Below are 15559 nucleotides of genomic sequence, written 5' to 3'. Positions count from 1 at the left end.
AACAACTATTGACGTCAACAATTATTGCTCTTAGCTTCGATCTCGCAGTCGAACCCGTGCGGCACGCAGCAGAACCCGTGCGACGCACCGTCGAACCCGTGTGAAGGGACCCACCCGTGCCCAGCATCGATCTCTCCGGCAAGGCCGCCGTCGTCACCGGCAGCGGCCGCGGCCTCGGTCTCGCCTACGCCCATGCCCTGGCAGCCCACGGCGCGTCGGTGGTCGTCAACGACGTCGACGAGGCGGTGGCCGAGGCGGCCGTGAAGTCCATCGCGGAAGCGGGTGGCAGGGCGGTCGCCGAAGTCGTCCCGGTCGGCACCTCGGAGGCCGCCGAGCGGCTGGTGGACCGCGCGGTCGAGGAGTTCGGCCGGCTCGACGTCCTCGTCACCAACGCGGGCATCCTGCGCGACAAGGTGCTGTGGAAGATGACCGACGAGGACTTCGACGCGGTGATCACCACTCACCTCAAGGGCACCTTCACCTGCGCCCGCGCCGCCGCCGTGCGGATGCGCGAGCAGGGCGAGGGCGGCTCGCTGATCCTGGTCGGCTCCCCGGCCGGGCAGCGCGGCAACTTCGGTCAGACGAACTACGCCGCCGCCAAGGCCGGCATCGCCGCCATGGCCCGCACCTGGTCGATGGAACTGGGCCGCGCGAACATCACCGTCAACGCGATCGTGCCGGTCGCCGCCACCGCGATGACCGAGACCATCCCGGCCTTCGCCCCGTACATCGAGGCCATGAGGTGCGGCGAGCCGCTGCCGGACTTCCTCCGTAAGGGCGAGGGCTTCGGCACCCCCGAGGACTGCGCCGCCCTGGTCCCCTTCCTGGCGTCGGAGGCCGCCCGCGGCATCACCGGCCAGGCCATCGGCATCGGCGGCGACAAGGTGGCACTCTGGTCGCATCCGCAGGAGATCAAGGCGGCGTACGCCGACGGCGGCTGGACCCCCGGCTCCCTGGCCGACGCCTTCCCCACCTCGGTCGGTGCCGAGCTCCAGTCGGTCGGCATCCCGGCGCCGAAGTTCCCGGAGGCGTGATGGACCGCTCGATGAACGTCGACGACCTGGTCGCGATCGACGTCCACACCCACGCGGAGGTGTCCTCCAAGGGCCACTCCTCCCTCGACGACGACCTGCACGACGCCTCCTCCGCCTACTTCAAGGTCGAGGGCAAGCGGAAGCCGACGCTGGAGGAGACCGCCGCGTACTACCGCGAGCGGAAGATGGCCGCCGTGATCTTCACGGTCGACGCCGAGTCCGCCACCGGCACCGCGCCCGTCCCCAACGAGGAGGTCGCCGAGGCGGCCGCCGCCAACGCCGACGTCCTCATCCCCTTCGCCTCCGTCGACCCCTTCCGGGGGAAGGCGGGAGTGAAGCAGGCCCGCCGCCTGGTCGAGGAGTACGGGGTGAAGGGCTTCAAGTTCCACCCCAGCATCCAGGGCTTCTTCCCCGACGACCGAGCGGTGGCGTACGGCCTCTACGAGGTGATCGAGGAGACCGGTGCGATCGCCCTCTTCCACACCGGCCAGACGGGCATCGGCGCCGGGGTCCCCGGCGGAGGCGGCATCCGGCTGAAGTACTCCAACCCCCTGCACGTGGACGACGTGGCCGCCGACTTCCCGCACCTGAAGATCATCCTGGCGCACCCGTCCTTCCCCTGGCAGGACGAGGCCCTGGCGGTCGCCACCCACAAGCCGGGCGTGCACATCGACCTGTCCGGCTGGTCGCCGAAGTACTTCCCGCCGCAGCTCGTGCAGTACGCGAACACGCTGCTGAAGGACAAGGTGCTCTTCGGCTCCGACTTCCCCGTCCTCACCCCCGACCGCTGGCTCGCCGACTTCGGCAAGCTGACGATCAAGGACGAGGTCCGGCCGAAGATCCTCAAGGAGAACGCCGCCCGCCTGCTCGGGCTGACGACACCGTAAGGGGCGTGACATGCGCAACGAGGGACTGGGGTCGTGGCCCGCACGCCGGGCCCGCAAGACCCCGCACCGCACCGCCCTGATCCACGGCGCCACGTCGGCCGACTACGCCACGCTGTACGACCGCACCACCCGCCTGGCCCACGCGCTGCGCGCCCGGGGCGTGCGCCGCGGCGACCGCATCGCCTACCTCGGCCCGAACCACCCCTCCTACCTGGAGACCCTGTTCGCGGCCGGCACGCTCGGCGCGGTCTTCGTCCCACTCAACATCCGCCTCGCCGGACCGGAGATCGCCTACCAGCTCGCCGACTCCGGCGCGCGGGTGCTCGTCTACGGCCCGTCCTACGCGGGTCTCGTCGCGGGCCTGCCGGGAAGTACGGACGTACGCCTCTACCTGGAGGTGGGCGGCGAGTACGAGGCGGCCGTGGCGGAGGCGTCACAGGAGCCGGTCGACGAACCGGTCGGCGCCGACGACACCTGCGTCATCATGTACACCTCGGGCACGACCGGCCGCCCCAAGGGCGCCATGCTCACCCACGGCAACCTCATCTGGAACGCGTTCAACGTCCTCGTCGACACCGACCTGATCGCCGACGAACGCGCCCTGGTCTCCGCCCCGCTGTTCCACACGGCGGGCCTGAACATGCTGACGCTGCCGGTCCTGCTGAAGGGCGGCACCTGCGTCCTGGTCGACGCCTTCGACCCCGATGCCACCTTCGACCTCATCGAACGGCACCGGATCACCTTCATGTTCGGCGTGCCCACGATGTTCGACCAGATGGCCCGCCACCCGCGCTGGCCCGGCGCCGACCTCTCCTCGCTGCGCATCCTCACCTGCGGCGGCTCCCCGGTCCCCACCCCGCTGATCGCCGCCTACCAGGAACGGGGCCTGACCTTCCTCCAGGGCTACGGCATGACCGAGGCCGCCCCCGGCACACTGTTCCTCGACGCCGAGCACGCCGTGAGCAAGGCGGGGTCGGCGGGTGTGCCGCACTTCTTCAGCGACGTCCGCGTCGTCCGGCCGGACCTGGCGCCGGCCGGGGTCGGCGAGGTCGGCGAGGTCGTCGTGCGCGGCCCGCACGTCATGCCCGGCTACTGGGGGCTGCCCGAGGAGACCGCCGCCTCCTTCGCAAACGGCTGGTTCCGCAGCGGCGACGCGGCACACGTCGACGAGGACGGCTACGTCCACATCGTCGACCGCATCAAGGACATGATCATCTCGGGCGGCGAGAACGTCTACCCCGCCGAGATCGAGGACCGGCTCCTCGCCCATCCGGACATCGCCGAGTGCGCGGTGATCGGGGTGCCGGACGACAAGTGGGGCGAGGTGCCGCGCGCGGTCGTCGTACCCCGCGAAGGCGCCTCCCTCGACCCCGACGAGGTGCTCGCGTCGCTCGCGGGCCACCTCGCCAAGTACAAGATCCCGAAGTCGGTGGTCCTCGCGGACGAACTCCCGCGCACCGCCTCCGGAAAACTCCTCAAGTCCCGTGTCCGTACCCGCTACGGCAACCAGTAAGGATCCGCATGAGCATCACCGTCAACGGCCTCGGCGAACTCAAGAAGCTCGCGGGCAGCGACCTCGGCACCAGCGAGTGGATCGAGGTGACGCAGGAGCGCATCGACACCTTCGCCGACGCCACGGGCGACCACCAGTGGATCCACGTGGACCCCGAGCGCGCCGAGGAGGGCCCCTTCGGCGCCACCATCGCGCACGGCTACCTCACACTGTCCCTCTTCATCCCTCTGTTCACCGAGCTGCTGGACGTCCAGGGCGTGACTACGAAGGTCAACTACGGTCTCAACAAGGTGCGTTTCCCCGCACCGGTCAAGGTCGGCTCCCGTATCCGCCTCACGGCGAAGCTCGCCGAGGTCGAGGAGGTGGCGGGCGGTGTGCAGATCACCGTCGAGGGGGCCATCGAGATCGAGGGCGGCACCAAGCCCGCCGCCGTGCTGCAGAGCCTGTCGCGGTTCTACGCCTGAGGCCGCGCGGGCACCAGGTCCAGAAGGCGTTCCGAGGCCTCGCGGACGAGCGGTGAGAGCCGCTCGTACACGGTCCGGAACGTCTTCTCGGCCTGCTCGGCCGGCCAGTCGTCCGGCAGGTGCCCGACGGGCAGCCGTGGGTCGCGCCGGACGATCTGCAACCACTCCGTCTGGAGCCGCAGCCGCAGCACGAGGGCGTCGTCGGCGTCCGGCAGGTCGTCCTCCCACGACTGCCAGCGCCCTACGAACCCCGCGTAGCGCCCGGCCAGGTCGGACAGCTCCCACGTCTCCTCGATCATCCGGCCGATGTCCGTACCGGTGTCCGCGTGCGCCCGGAAGACCTTCACGTGGGCGGACAGGCCGAGCTCGGCCACCAGGGCCGACACGTCGACCTCGCCGGGGGCGATCCACAGGCCGTTGAAGAGCGGACCGAAGCCGCTCCAGGTCAACCGGGAGCGCAGGTCGTGCCGCTGGCGCTGCCAGGACTCCGGCAGGGAGAAGCCGAGCAGTGTCCAGGTGCCGTCCCACCGGCGGTTGACGGCACCCGTCCGCCAGATCCGCTGCTCACCGTCGCGCAGCACCGCCTCCGAGCGCCCGGTCAGGCCGAAGTACATCCGGCGGCCCTCACGCTGCCTGCGCAGCAGGTCACGGCCCGCCATCCGGCTCAGCGTGGAGCGCGTCGCCTGCTCACCGATCCCGGCCCGGGCGAACACGTCGATGACGCTGCCGGAGTACACGCACACGTCACGGCCGAGCACCTGGTCGCCCAGGAACGTCAGCATCAGGGACTGGGGCCGCAGCGGCTCTTCACCGGTCACGCGGCCCACCGTACCTCCGCTCCCTCCCTCGGTGACCTGCTGGTACGCCGGGTCAGGACCCTTCGACGTCCACGAACACCGGGTTCGAGTAGAACCAGGTGTCCGCCCACGGATCACCGTCCCCGGGCGCGTGCGGGACGGGCCCGTGGGGGTCGGCCGAGGCGCCCAGGTAGCCGGCGCCGTTGCGGTTGCCGTCGCTGCCGCGCAGCCGGACGTAGAAGGACTCCGCGCCGGCGGTCAGGGGGACGCGCAGGGTGTAGGTGCCCTTGCGGCCGGAGACGTCCTCGGTCCGGACGACCCGCGTGTCGGGAGCCTGCCAGGCGTCGCGGTCGGCGACCGGCCCGCGCACCGCGCCGCGGATGACGTCCACATGCGCCAGCCCGGGCAGGATCCCCTGCGGGTTGGGCCGGGAGGCGGTCGTCACCGTGACGTTCAGGGTGAGCCTCTCGCCCTTGCGGACGCGCAGCCGGCCGCCGAGCGTCACGCCCCGGCCCCGGTCGTGGTCCCGGGTCAGGCGGACGTCGAGCCCGTCGAGCAGATGCCCGTGGTCGAGCCAGACCCGGCCCGCCCGCATCCCGGCCATCACCGCGCGGTAGCCGTAGCGGGTCACGCCCACGTGCGTACGGCTGAACTGGCCGGGCCAGAAGTCGCTGCCCGGCTGCGGAGTTCCGGTGTTCACCGGGTCGGGCAGCTTCCCGGTGTTGTCGAAGGTCTGCCCGGGCTGCCAGTCGCCGTTCCTCCAGGTGTCGAAGACGATCCGGTGGGCGTCGGAGTTGGTGGTGACCGAGAACAGCCGGCCCTCGGCGAGCATCGAGTCCCACAGGCCGCCGACGGTCGCGGTCGCCCAGTCGAAACCGCCGTAGGTGAGGTAGGCGTCCGCGGGGTAACCGGGCCAGGACTGCGCGGAGGGCTTGTTCTCGTACTCGCCGCGGACCGAGGTGGCGCCGCGCCAGCCAGGGATGGCCGCGCCCTGCGCACCGGGCGCGCCCTCCATGCCGATCATGATCTCGGGCGCCGCGTCCCGCCAGGCGCGCATCTCGTGCGGGGAGTCGATGCCGAGGCGCATCGGATGGTTGGCCAGCACCAGCACGTCGTCGACGTAGCCCGAACGACGCTGCCGGGCCAGCCACTTGATGGCCTCGACGGCGTGCGCCTCGTTGCGGGCGGTGTCCGCGTCGGCGGGGCCGCCCTTGTCGTAGGCGAGGAGCTTGCCGTCGTAGGCGCTCTCGAAGCGGGTCAGTACGTCGACCTCGTGCGGGCCGGGCGCGGTGAACACCGTGCAGTGCTCGGCGGCCGGGATGTACCACTCCAGGCCCTGGAAGATCAGCTGCCGCGGGTTCTGCGCCCGTGCCTTAAGGATCTCCCCGTGCTCCATCGCGGCCCCGAAGTCGGCGTGCCCGAAGTTGGAGTGCTCGGTGAACACCATCCAGTCCAGCCCGTACTCGGCGCCCTTCGCGGCCAGCTGGGAGAAGGTGTACTTGGCGTCGTGACTGTAGACGGAGTGGATGTGGTGGTCGCCGACGACGTAGGCGAGGTGCGGGTCCTCGCCTCCCGGCCGGGCGCTGTCACCGGCGGCCAGGGCGGGTGTCCGGGAGGTCGCCGCCGAGCCGAGGGCGAAAGCGGCGCCGAACAGGCCTGCGCGGCGCAGCAGCCCGCGGCGGGAGACGCCCTGCGGATCGAGGGCGGCGGGGGAGACGGACGGATCGGCCCAGGCGGGCAGTCGCTGCTCGGTCATGATCGTGGGCCCTTCGGGATCAGTGGTTCATGAAGGAGGTGACGGGCAGCGCCCGGGCGACGATCCGGACGTCGCCGAGCCTTCCGTGGAAGATCTGGTCGATCTTCCCGCCGTACTCGTAGCCGCCCAGCAGCCAGGGGAGCCCGACGGAGGCGACCCCGACCGCGGGCGCCTTGGGGTTGCGGACCGCCGGGCAGCCCTCGACGTACAGCGTGGTGTGCCTGCCGTCGTTGACGACCGCCAGGTGCCACCAGGTCTCCAGCGGCGTCTCCTGGCCCCAGTTGGTGGCGATGCCCTGCTGGTTCAGCGGGCGCATCGCCCACTGCGGCTCACGGTCGTTGGACAGCGACAGCGTGGCCAGGGGCTCGTCCGGGTCGTCGGCGGTCTTCCCCGCGGCGCCACCCGTGCCGGTGCGGGAGACCAGACCCGACCAGGCGTTGTGGTCCGGGTCCCAGTCGGCGGGCAGCCGGTAGAACGCCTCGATGGTGTAACCGTCCTCGAAGGTGGCCCTGTTCAGCGGGGCGCCTTCGACCGTGCGCAGGTAGGCGCCCTTCAGCGGGGACTTGAAACCCTGGAACTCCAGGCTGCCGTGGCCCGGCTGGTCGGGGTGGTGGTCGGCCGACCAGCCCAGCGTGCCGCCGTCCACCGTGACGAGGGAGAGGTCGTTGCCCCGCCCGGACAGGTCGCGGACCGTGCCGGCCGTGCCGTCGACGGGCTTCTCGAAGCGCCAGTACGCCACGGTGTCCGGCAGGAGCATCTTCGAGACGGACCGGGCCGGACGGGCGGGCACGGGCGCGAAGCCCGAGAAGCGCTCCTCGAAGTCGATCTCGACGGAGAACCGGTCCGCGTCGCCGCTCAGCTCCATCTCCTGCCGCTCCAGCTCGTTGAGCCCCTTCGCGGCCCGGCCCAGGATCCACGGCGAGAGGGTCTCCACGTCGATGACGCCCCGGTCCAGGTCGAAGCGGTAGAGACGGATCATCGCCGCACCGCCGAAGTAGCGGTTCTGATAGTTCGTCAGGTGCAGATGGACGTCGTGTCCGGCCGCGTTCTTCCGTGTCGCGCGTCCGGCGGGCCAGTAGTGCCCGCCGAGGGCCAGGAAGATCTGGTCGTGGTCCTCGATCAGCTGGTCCCACAGCTGCTGCCCGTAGTCGGACAGCGTGTCGTCCTCGACGACCAGCTCGTGGGTCGTGAGGATCACCGGTGTCTTCGGGTGCTTCGCCAGGACGCCCTTCGCCCACGCGTAACCCTGCGGCGACAGCCGCCAGTCCAGCGCGAGCACCAGCCACTCCCGGCCGCCCGCCTCGAACCGGTGCCAGGTGTTGTAGCCGTCCGGGGAGGCGCCGCCGAACGTCGGCTTGCCCTCGAACCGCCGCGGCCCGAAGGCGTCCAGATACGGGGTCGCGCCGCGCTGGTCGGTCGTCGACGACTTCACGTCGTGGTTGCCGGCCAGGACGCTGTAGCCGACACCCCGCCGGTCCAGCAGCCCGAAGGCCTTGCCGATCGCGGCGAACTCCTCCTTCGCGCCGTTCTGTGTGAGATCGCCGAGGTGGGAGAGGAAGACGATGTTCTCCTCCTCGCCGTGCTCCAGCAGATAGCGCAGCGACGCCTCCACCGGAGCCCCGTCGATGCTCGGACCGTCGAAGAGGTACTGCGTGTCCGGCATCACCGCGAGGGTGAAGCGGCGGCTGCCCGGGTCGGGACGACGGCGCGCGGGCGCCGCCTGCGCGGTGGCGCCCGGCAGCGCGCTCATCGCGGCGGCCGTCGCGCCGAGCAGCGCGGTGGCGCGGAGGAAACCGCGTCTTCCGGCACCGGCCTGGGGCGCTTCGCCCGGGTCGTGGTCATGCGAAACGCACATGGGTGCTCCATGGGGTGACTGAGAGGGGTGAAGGGGGTGACGGAGAGGGGGCGGGGGCCTCAAAGAACGCGCAGCGTCCAGCTCCAGCGATGGACGCCGGCCGGCACCAGATAGGAGGTGAAGGTGTCGGGCCCGCACGACGCCGTGCCGAGTCCGCGGTGTGCCGCGTCGATGTGCACCACGCACCCGGCCCGCGGCACCAGTTCGTCATGATGCGCGACGGCCGCGAGGCCGGCGGCGCGATGGCGGGTCACGGACACCTGACGGGGCCGGTCCAGCCGCACCGCGAGACCGCCCGCGCCGGGCGCGGACAGGGTGAACCGGCGCACGCCGTGCCGCCCGCCGCTCTCCTGGGGCCGCAGATACGGTGTGAACAACTCGTCCACCGGGAGGCGGTGGTGGCCGACCGGCGCGCCCGCGGCCCGGTCCGGGTACGACTCCCAGGGGCCCTGCCCGAACCACTGAAGGAGGTTCGGTCCGGCGGCCGTCTCGAACACGGTCCCCACCCGCGCCACGTCGTACAGCGCCTCGGGCAGTTCGGCGCACTCCTCGACGAGCAGCCCGTCCGCCACGGCCGTCAGCACCTGCTCGTGCCGGACGGTCCCGCCCGCGCAGAGGTAGTCGGACACGACGGTCACCCGGCCCGGTTCGCGCCGCACGGAGACGACCTCGCGGGCGGGCGCGTCCAGCCCCAGGTCCCGCCAGCGGGCCGCCATGCCGCCCAGTTCGTCGTTGTCGGTCGGCGCCCGCCACAGTGACAGCGTGGGCGCGGCCGTCAGCAGCGGATGGACCAGCAGCCCGTCCTCGTCGACCTCCACCGGACGGTCCGGGGCGGGGATGTGCTCGACCGGGAGCGCCGCTCGCAACCGCACCTGCGGCAGGCACACGACCGTGCCCTTCGGTGCCCACGGCTCGTCCCGGGCGGTCGTGACCCGCAGCGTCAGCCACGCCTCGCCGCCGTCCGCCGGCAGCGCGAGCGGCAGCGGCACCGCGGCGCTCTCGCCGGGCCGCAGCTCGGGCAGCTCGGCCGGAGCCGTCAGGGTCGTGCCGTCGGCGAGGGACAGCTCCCACTCGCCGGACAGCCAGTCCAGGCTCTTGAAGTGCTGGTGGTTGCGCAGGACCACGCCCTCATGCCGGAAGGACTCGATACGCACCGGCGCGGCGATCTCCCGGTGCTCGAACATCACGGGCTTGGGCGTGCGGTCGGGAAAGACGACCCCGTCGGCGATGAAGGCGCCGTCGTGGTCGGTCTCACCGAAGTCGCCGCCGTACGCCCAGCGGTACCCGGGCGCGGCGACACCGTTGTCATACAGCCCGGCGCCCCCACGCCCGGCCGGTCTGCCGTCGTTCACACGCTGGAGGATGCCGTGGTCCCAGAACTCCCAGATGAACCCGCCCTGAAGACCCGGGGTGCTCTCGATGGCCTCCCAATGGTCCGCCAGCGTGCCGTTGCTGTTGCCCATGGCGTGCGAGTACTCGCACTGGACGAGGGGCTTGGTCTGTGTCCCGGACAGGGCGTGCGCGAGGCACTCCTCCAACGGGGCGTACATCGGGCAGGCGATGTCGGAGGCCACGTCCGGATCGGCCCAGCCGCGCTTGGCTGCCCCCTCGTACTGCACGGGCCGGGTCGGGTCGTGGCGGCGTACCCAGCCCGCCGCCGCGTCGTGGTTCGCACCGTAGTCGGACTCGTTGCCCAGCGACCAGATGATGACGGACGGGTGGTTCTTGTCCCGCAGCACCATTCGTGAGACGCGGTCCACGAAGGCGTTCAGGTAGCGCGGGTCGTCGGCGATCTCGTGGGCGTGGTCGTGGGACTCGATGTCCGCCTCGTCGACGACGTAGAACCCGAGCTCGTCCGCCAGGTCGTACAGGGCCGGGTCGTTCGGGTAGTGCGCGGTGCGGATCGCGTTGAAGCCGAACCGTTTCAGCAGGACGAGGTCCGCGCGCATGTCGTCGTACGTCACCGTCCGCCCGGTCAGCGGGTGGAAGTCGTGCCGGTTGACGCCCCGGATGAACACGCGCTCGCCGTTGACCAGCAGGTCCCGTCCGGAGATCTCGACGTCACGGAAGCCGACGCGGTGCCGGGAGGTGTCGGCGACCGTGCCGTCGGCTCGGTGCAGGCGGACCGTCAGGCCGTACAGCTCGGGCGTCTCGGCGTTCCAGGTGCGCACCTGAGGCACGGTGGCGCGCAGCCGGGCCTCGCCGAGGAAGCCGGAGACCCGGTCGTCCTCGGCGTTGACGCGGTCGAACTCCGCGTCCTGCGTGAGCGGGTGCCCCGCCAGCTCCCCGCTGACGTACCAGCCCTCGGGCAGCGCCCCGCCCGCGTCCCGCACCCGGCAGTCCACCCGCAGGTCGCCGTCCCGCCGGGCCCGCACGGTCACGTCCGCCAGGTGCAGCGGGTCGACGGCGTACAGCAGCACCGAGCGGGTGATCCCGCCGTGCCACCACTGGTCCTGGTCCTCGATGTGCGAGGCGTCCGACCACTTCACGACGGTCAGGCGCACGGTGGCCTGCTCCCCGGGCCGCACCAGGCCCGTCAGGTCGAACTCGGCGGCCAGATGCGAGTGCTTCGAGATCCCGGCGGGCCGCCCGTCCACATGCACCAGCAGCACGCTCTCGGCGGCCCCGACCTGCAGCACGATCCGCCGCCCGGCCCACTCGGCCGGCACGTCCACGGGCCGCTCGTACACGCCGGTCGGGTCGGCGGCGGGCACGTGCGGCGGGAACTCGGGGAACGGCATGCGGACGTTCAGGTAGCGCGGCAGGTCGTCCGTGCCCTGCACGGTCCAGACACCGGGGACGCACGACGACGACCAGACCTTGCCGAGCGGGGCGTCGGGCGCGGGCAGCAGCTGGAAGCGCCAGTCGCCGTCGAGCGAGAGCGCTCCGGGGCGCCGGTCGACGGCGCTCATCGGCAGCCGGCCCCAGGAGGTCACCTCGGGGGCCTCCCAGGGACGCAGGGCGATCAGGGGATCGGGACGTTCGTCGGTCATGGCCATTCCGGAGTCGGTGCGGTGGGACGGGGCAGGACGCGGCCCTGCAGGCCCCAGGCGGGGTCGACGGGGATGCCGAGACGGTCCAGGGCGGTGGGGGCGATGTCGACGAGGCGGGGCGTGTCGAGCGGGGTGCCCACGTGCCCGCGGGGCGTGTCGAGCGGGGTGCCTCCGGGCCCGCCGGGTTCGGTGTGCCGGAGGCCTCCGGGGCCGCCGGACTCGGCGAGGGCGACGAAGACCTCGCGTTCGGCACGCGAGTCGCCGCCGTGGCCGCCGGAGTCGAGGTGACCGTGGTCGGTGGTGATCAGCACGGTCCAGAGCTCCCGGGCGCGTCCGGGATCCGACGCCCGGGCGTCGATCGCGTCCAGCAGGAGCCCGAGGTGGGTGTCCTGCGCGAGGAGGGCCCGGTCGTAGGCGGGGGAGAGGGGTCCGGTGGCGTGGCCCGCCTCGTCGGTGGCGCCGAAGTACACGAACAAGGCGTCCGGGTCGCCCTTGGTGAGCCAGCGCAGGGCGGTGCGGGCGACGCGGCGGTCCGCCTTCTCGTAGCCCCGGGATTCGCCGTTGTACCGCACCCGTCGGCCGATGGCCCGGCCGAGGGTGCCCCGGCGGACCAGGGCCGGCCAGGACACCGCGGCCGCCGTGCGCAGACCGGGACGGGCGGTGGCGGCGCGGGTCAGGAAGTCGGGGTAGCGGGCGTAGTCGGCGCCCTTGAAGTCGTTGCCGGTGACGCCGTGGCGCTCGGGCCACACGCCGGTGAGGATGCTCGACCAGCCGGGGCCGGAGTCGGTGTAGGCCGTGCCGGCCGAGGGCTCGTCGTCGGCCCGGCCGTAGGGGAGCATGCTCGTTCCGTGGGAGCCCGTGGCCATCAGGCCGTGCAGTACGGGTGCGGTGGAGGGGGAGCGGGTCAGCCGGTCGTAGCGCAGGCCGTCCATGCCGACGACGAGGACCTTGGGGCGTCGGGCCTCGGTGTTGACGTCCGTCACGGGGGTGCCCTTCTTCTGTGACTACTACGAGCTCGGGACCGACCGCCGGTTCTCGGCTGCGCGCCTGCGGTGGCTGGTCGCGCAGTTCCCCGCGCCCCTTACGGGGCGCCACCCTTCGGGCGCTCAACTGCCCTGCACCGCCCCCTCCGTCGCGCCCGCGATGAAGCCGCGGGCGAAGAGCGTGAAGACGACGACCAGGGGCACGGACGCCATGAGCACACCGGCCATGACCATGCTGTAGTCGGTGGTGTGGCCGACATGGAGCTGGGCCAGGGCCACCTGGAGGGTGAGGTGGCTCGGGTCGTTGAGGACGATCAGCGGCCAGATGTAGTCGTTCCAGGCGCCGACGAAGGCGTAGATGGCGAGGAAGGACAGCGCGGGCCTGATCATCGGCAGCACGATGTTCCAGTACTGGCGGAGGAATCCCGCGCCGTCGATGCGCGCGGCGTCGAGCAGTTCGTCCGGCACGCCGTTCTCGATGTACTGGCGCAGCCAGAAGATGCCGAAGGCGTTGGCGAGGGCGGGCAGGACCAGGGCCTTGAGCGTGCCGACCCAGCCGATGTCGGACATGAGGATGAACTGCGGCAGGACGGCCAGCTGGAGCGGCAGCATCATGAACCCCACCAGCATGGCGAACAGCGCCTTGCGGCCGGGGAAGTCGAACTTGGCGAAGACGAACGCCGCCAGGGAGTCGACGAACAGGACCAGGACGGTCGTGACGGTCGCGACGACGAGCGTGTTCAGCATCGACCCGAAGAAGTCGATGGTGTCGAGCACGTGCCGGACGTTCTCCAGCAGGTGGGAGCCGAAGGTCAGCTTCGGCGGGCTCTTGTAGATGTCCTCGGTGGTGTTCGTCGCCATGACGATCGTCCACACGAACGGGAACACCGAGATCAGGACGGCCAGGGCGAGGACGACGTGCGCGGTCAGGCCCTTGGGGCGCCGGGACCGCCTCGGGGCCACTGCGGTCATGACTTCCTCCCGCGCTGGACGACACGCCAGTTGATGACGACCAGCACCATGATCAGTACGAAGAAGGCCCACACGATGGCCGCGCCGTAGCCGTAGTCGTTGTTCACGAAGGCCGACTGGTAGAAGTACAGGAGCGTGGTCAGGCCCGCCTGGCCGGGACCGCCGAGGTTGGGGTTGGCGGCGTTGCTGCCGAACAGGACCTGGGGTTCGCTGAAGCTCTGCAGTCCGTTGATGGTCGAGATGACGACGGTGAACAGGATGATGGGCCGCATGATCGGCACGGTGATCCGGAAGAACGTCCGGATCGGTCCGGCCCCGTCCAGCCTGGCCGCCTCGTAGATCTGGGTGGGGATGGCCTGCAGGCCGGCCAGGTAGATGATCATGTTGTAGCCGGTCCACATCCAGGTCATCAGCAGCGCGATGACCAGCTTGATCAGCCACGGATTGCTCAGCCACGGGACGGGCGGGATGCCGACCGTGCCCAGGATCGCGTTGACCAGGCCGAAGTTGTTGCTGAACACGGCGCCGAAGAAGATCGACACGGCGACGATCGAGGTGACGTTCGGTATGTACAGGGCGATGCGGTAGAAGCCCTTGAAGCGGCGCACCGAATGCAGCAGCGTCGCCAGCACCAGGGCGCCGAACAGGGTGGGGACCGTGGACAGCACCCAGATCACCAGGGTGTTGCGGATCGACAGCCAGAAGACCGGGTCGTCCCAGAGGAACGTGAACTGCTGCAGGCCCACGAACTGCACGGTGCCCAGGCCGTCCCAGCGCTGGAAGGCGAGGTAGAGCGAGTAGAAGACCGGGAAGAACGAGAAGACGCCGAAGATCAGGAAGAAGGGCGAGATCGCCAGGTACTGCCGCCAGTGCGACAGCACACCGCGACGCCCAGGCCGCACGGTGTCCGCGGGCGGCGTGCGCCGCGGTCGGAAGCGGGCCGGGCCGGGCCGGCCGTGGTGCCGGGGCACCGCGGCGGCACCGGTGACCGGAGGGGAGGCCATCGCTCAGCTCACCCCCTGGCGCCGGGCGATCTGCTTGGCCTGGGCGACCGCGTCCTTCCAGGCGTCGTCGGGCTTCTTGCCCTTGGCCTCGATGCTGGACAGCTCGGTCATGAAAGGCGCCATGACGGCGGCGTCGGCGGGTGCCTCGTAGCTGGACGGGATGGCCTTGGCGGCCGGGCCGAAGACCTCGATGATCTTCTGCCCGCCGAAGAACGGGTCACCGCCCGTCATGGCCGGCATGGAGTAGGCCGCCGGTGCCGCGGGGAAGATGGCGGCGTCGGTGAAGCCGCGGGCGTCGTTCTCCGGGCTGAGGATCCAGCTGATGATCTTGAACGCCTCTTCCGGATTCCGGCACTGCTTGGGCAGGGCCAGGTAGGAGCCGCCCTGGTTGGCCGGTCCGCCGGGCATCGCGCAGACCCGCCACTTGCCCTTGGTCTTCGGGGCGGCCTGCTCGATGTCCAGGGCGTGCCACGCGGCACCGAGTTCGGTGGTCAGGGTCTTGCCGACGGCGGCGTTCCAGGTGTTGTCGTTGATCTTGGCGTCGAGCCCCAGGGTGTAGGGGCGGACCGCCGTGGTCCACGCCTTGCGGATGTGGTCCTGGTCGCCGATGAAGTGGTTGTCCTTGTCGATGAACCGCTCGGTGCCCTGTCCGACCGCCATGTTGAAGACCGAGCCGATGTTGTTGACCAGGTAGGTACCCGGCACCTTCTTGTGCAGCTCGGTGCCGAGCGCGAAGTACTCCTCCCAGGTCCCCGCCCGGGCGGCGACCTTGCCGGGGTCGGTGGGCAGTCCGGCCTTGTCGAACAGGTCCGCGCGGTAGAAGAGGGCGGTCGGGCCGATGTCGATCGGGAAACCGATCTGCTTGCCGTCCTCGGTCCGGGCCAGCTTCGTCTTCCAGTCCAGGTACTGGGACGCGATCTTCTTGAAGCCCAGGTCGTTCAGATCGAGGAAGCGGCCCGCGTTGGGCAGGAAGGACGCCATGTCCTCGCCCTTGATGCCGGTGATGTCGGGCACGGACGCGCCCGCGGCGAGGGTGGTGGTCAGCTTCTGCTTGAAGTCGCCGCCTATGGAGGCGGCGGTCAGCTTCACCTGGCCGCTGAAGTGCGACTTGGCCTCGGCGACCACCTTGTCGCTGAGCGCGCCTCCCCAGTACCACAAGGTGAGGTTCTTGCCGTTCTTGCTGCCGGCCGATCCGGAGCCGCCGCCGCAGGCGACGGTCAGGCCGGAGGCGGCCGCGGTGAGCGCGGCGGCCTGGAGGAAGCCTCTGCGAGAAAGGTCCACGGGTGACTCCTGTTGTTCCT

At 71.0% G+C, this 15559-nt stretch carries 12 protein-coding genes; 4 read left to right on the top strand and 8 right to left on the bottom strand.

From position 1 onward, the window contains the following. Positions 1–116: 116 nt before the first annotated feature. From ACFCXS_RS30485 to ACFCXS_RS30470, 4 genes are read left to right on the top strand one after another with little or no spacing between them, the layout of a single operon-like run. Positions 117–1034: an SDR family NAD(P)-dependent oxidoreductase gene (locus tag ACFCXS_RS30485; protein WP_376646576.1), complete on the top strand. Its 918-nt coding sequence runs from the start codon at positions 117–119 to the stop codon at positions 1032–1034. An 11-nt stretch (positions 1035–1045) separates the two neighbouring features. Then, entirely contained in the window at positions 1046–1921 is an 876-nt protein-coding gene (locus ACFCXS_RS30480) for an amidohydrolase family protein (protein ID WP_376646681.1), read from the top strand. A gap of 10 nt (positions 1922–1931) precedes the next feature. Next, positions 1932–3434, top strand: coding sequence for a long-chain fatty acid--CoA ligase (locus tag ACFCXS_RS30475; protein WP_376646575.1), 1503 nt, complete (start codon positions 1932–1934; stop codon positions 3432–3434). A gap of 8 nt (positions 3435–3442) precedes the next feature. Continuing rightward, the gene (locus ACFCXS_RS30470) at positions 3443–3898 is read left to right on the top strand and encodes a MaoC family dehydratase (RefSeq protein ID WP_376646574.1); all 456 of its coding nucleotides are present in this window, start codon (positions 3443–3445) and stop codon (positions 3896–3898) included. Here ACFCXS_RS30470 and ACFCXS_RS30465 read toward each other — a convergent pair. From ACFCXS_RS30465 to ACFCXS_RS30430, 8 genes are all read right to left on the bottom strand, one after another. Further along, complete coding sequence (locus tag ACFCXS_RS30465; protein ID WP_376646573.1) at positions 3889–4716, bottom strand: PaaX family transcriptional regulator C-terminal domain-containing protein; 828 nt, start codon at positions 4714–4716, stop codon at positions 3889–3891. The genes ACFCXS_RS30470 and ACFCXS_RS30465 overlap by 10 nt on opposite strands. 52 nt (positions 4717–4768) lie before the next feature. Continuing rightward, positions 4769–6451 (bottom strand): PHP domain-containing protein, encoded by a 1683-nt coding sequence (locus ACFCXS_RS30460; RefSeq protein ID WP_376646572.1) that lies wholly within the window; start codon positions 6449–6451, stop codon positions 4769–4771. A 19-nt stretch (positions 6452–6470) separates the two neighbouring features. Further along, complete coding sequence (locus ACFCXS_RS30455; protein ID WP_376646571.1) at positions 6471–8306, bottom strand: LamG-like jellyroll fold domain-containing protein; 1836 nt, start codon at positions 8304–8306, stop codon at positions 6471–6473. Positions 8307–8365: 59 nt separating this feature from the next. Beyond that, positions 8366–11299 carry a glycoside hydrolase family 2 TIM barrel-domain containing protein gene (locus ACFCXS_RS30450; protein WP_376646570.1) on the bottom strand — a complete coding sequence of 978 codons (2934 nt, stop codon included), beginning with the start codon at positions 11297–11299 and terminating at the stop codon, positions 8366–8368. After that, complete coding sequence (locus ACFCXS_RS30445; RefSeq protein ID WP_376646569.1) at positions 11296–12282, bottom strand: alkaline phosphatase family protein; 987 nt, start codon at positions 12280–12282, stop codon at positions 11296–11298. Before ACFCXS_RS30445 ends, ACFCXS_RS30450 begins: the two co-directional genes overlap by 4 nt. A 123-nt stretch (positions 12283–12405) precedes the next feature. Beyond that, a complete protein-coding gene (locus ACFCXS_RS30440) occupies positions 12406–13254 on the bottom strand; it encodes a carbohydrate ABC transporter permease (RefSeq protein ID WP_376646568.1) in 849 nt (282 codons plus the stop codon). Continuing rightward, on the bottom strand, positions 13251–14135 hold the full coding sequence (locus ACFCXS_RS30435; RefSeq protein WP_376646680.1) for a carbohydrate ABC transporter permease: 885 nt from the start codon (positions 14133–14135) through the stop codon (positions 13251–13253). Before ACFCXS_RS30435 ends, ACFCXS_RS30440 begins: the two co-directional genes overlap by 4 nt. Before the next feature lie 126 nt (positions 14136–14261). Then, positions 14262–15539, bottom strand: coding sequence for an extracellular solute-binding protein (locus ACFCXS_RS30430; RefSeq protein ID WP_376646567.1), 1278 nt, complete (start codon positions 15537–15539; stop codon positions 14262–14264). Between the last annotated feature and the right edge of the window lie 20 nt (positions 15540–15559).

This window comes from Streptomyces sp. NPDC056373 (assembly GCF_042262425.1).
In the GTDB taxonomy this organism is placed as follows: Bacteria; Actinomycetota; Actinomycetes; order Streptomycetales; family Streptomycetaceae; genus Streptomyces.
Note: the sequence above shows the minus strand (reverse complement) of the source record. Positions and strands in the feature narration are given on the sequence as shown.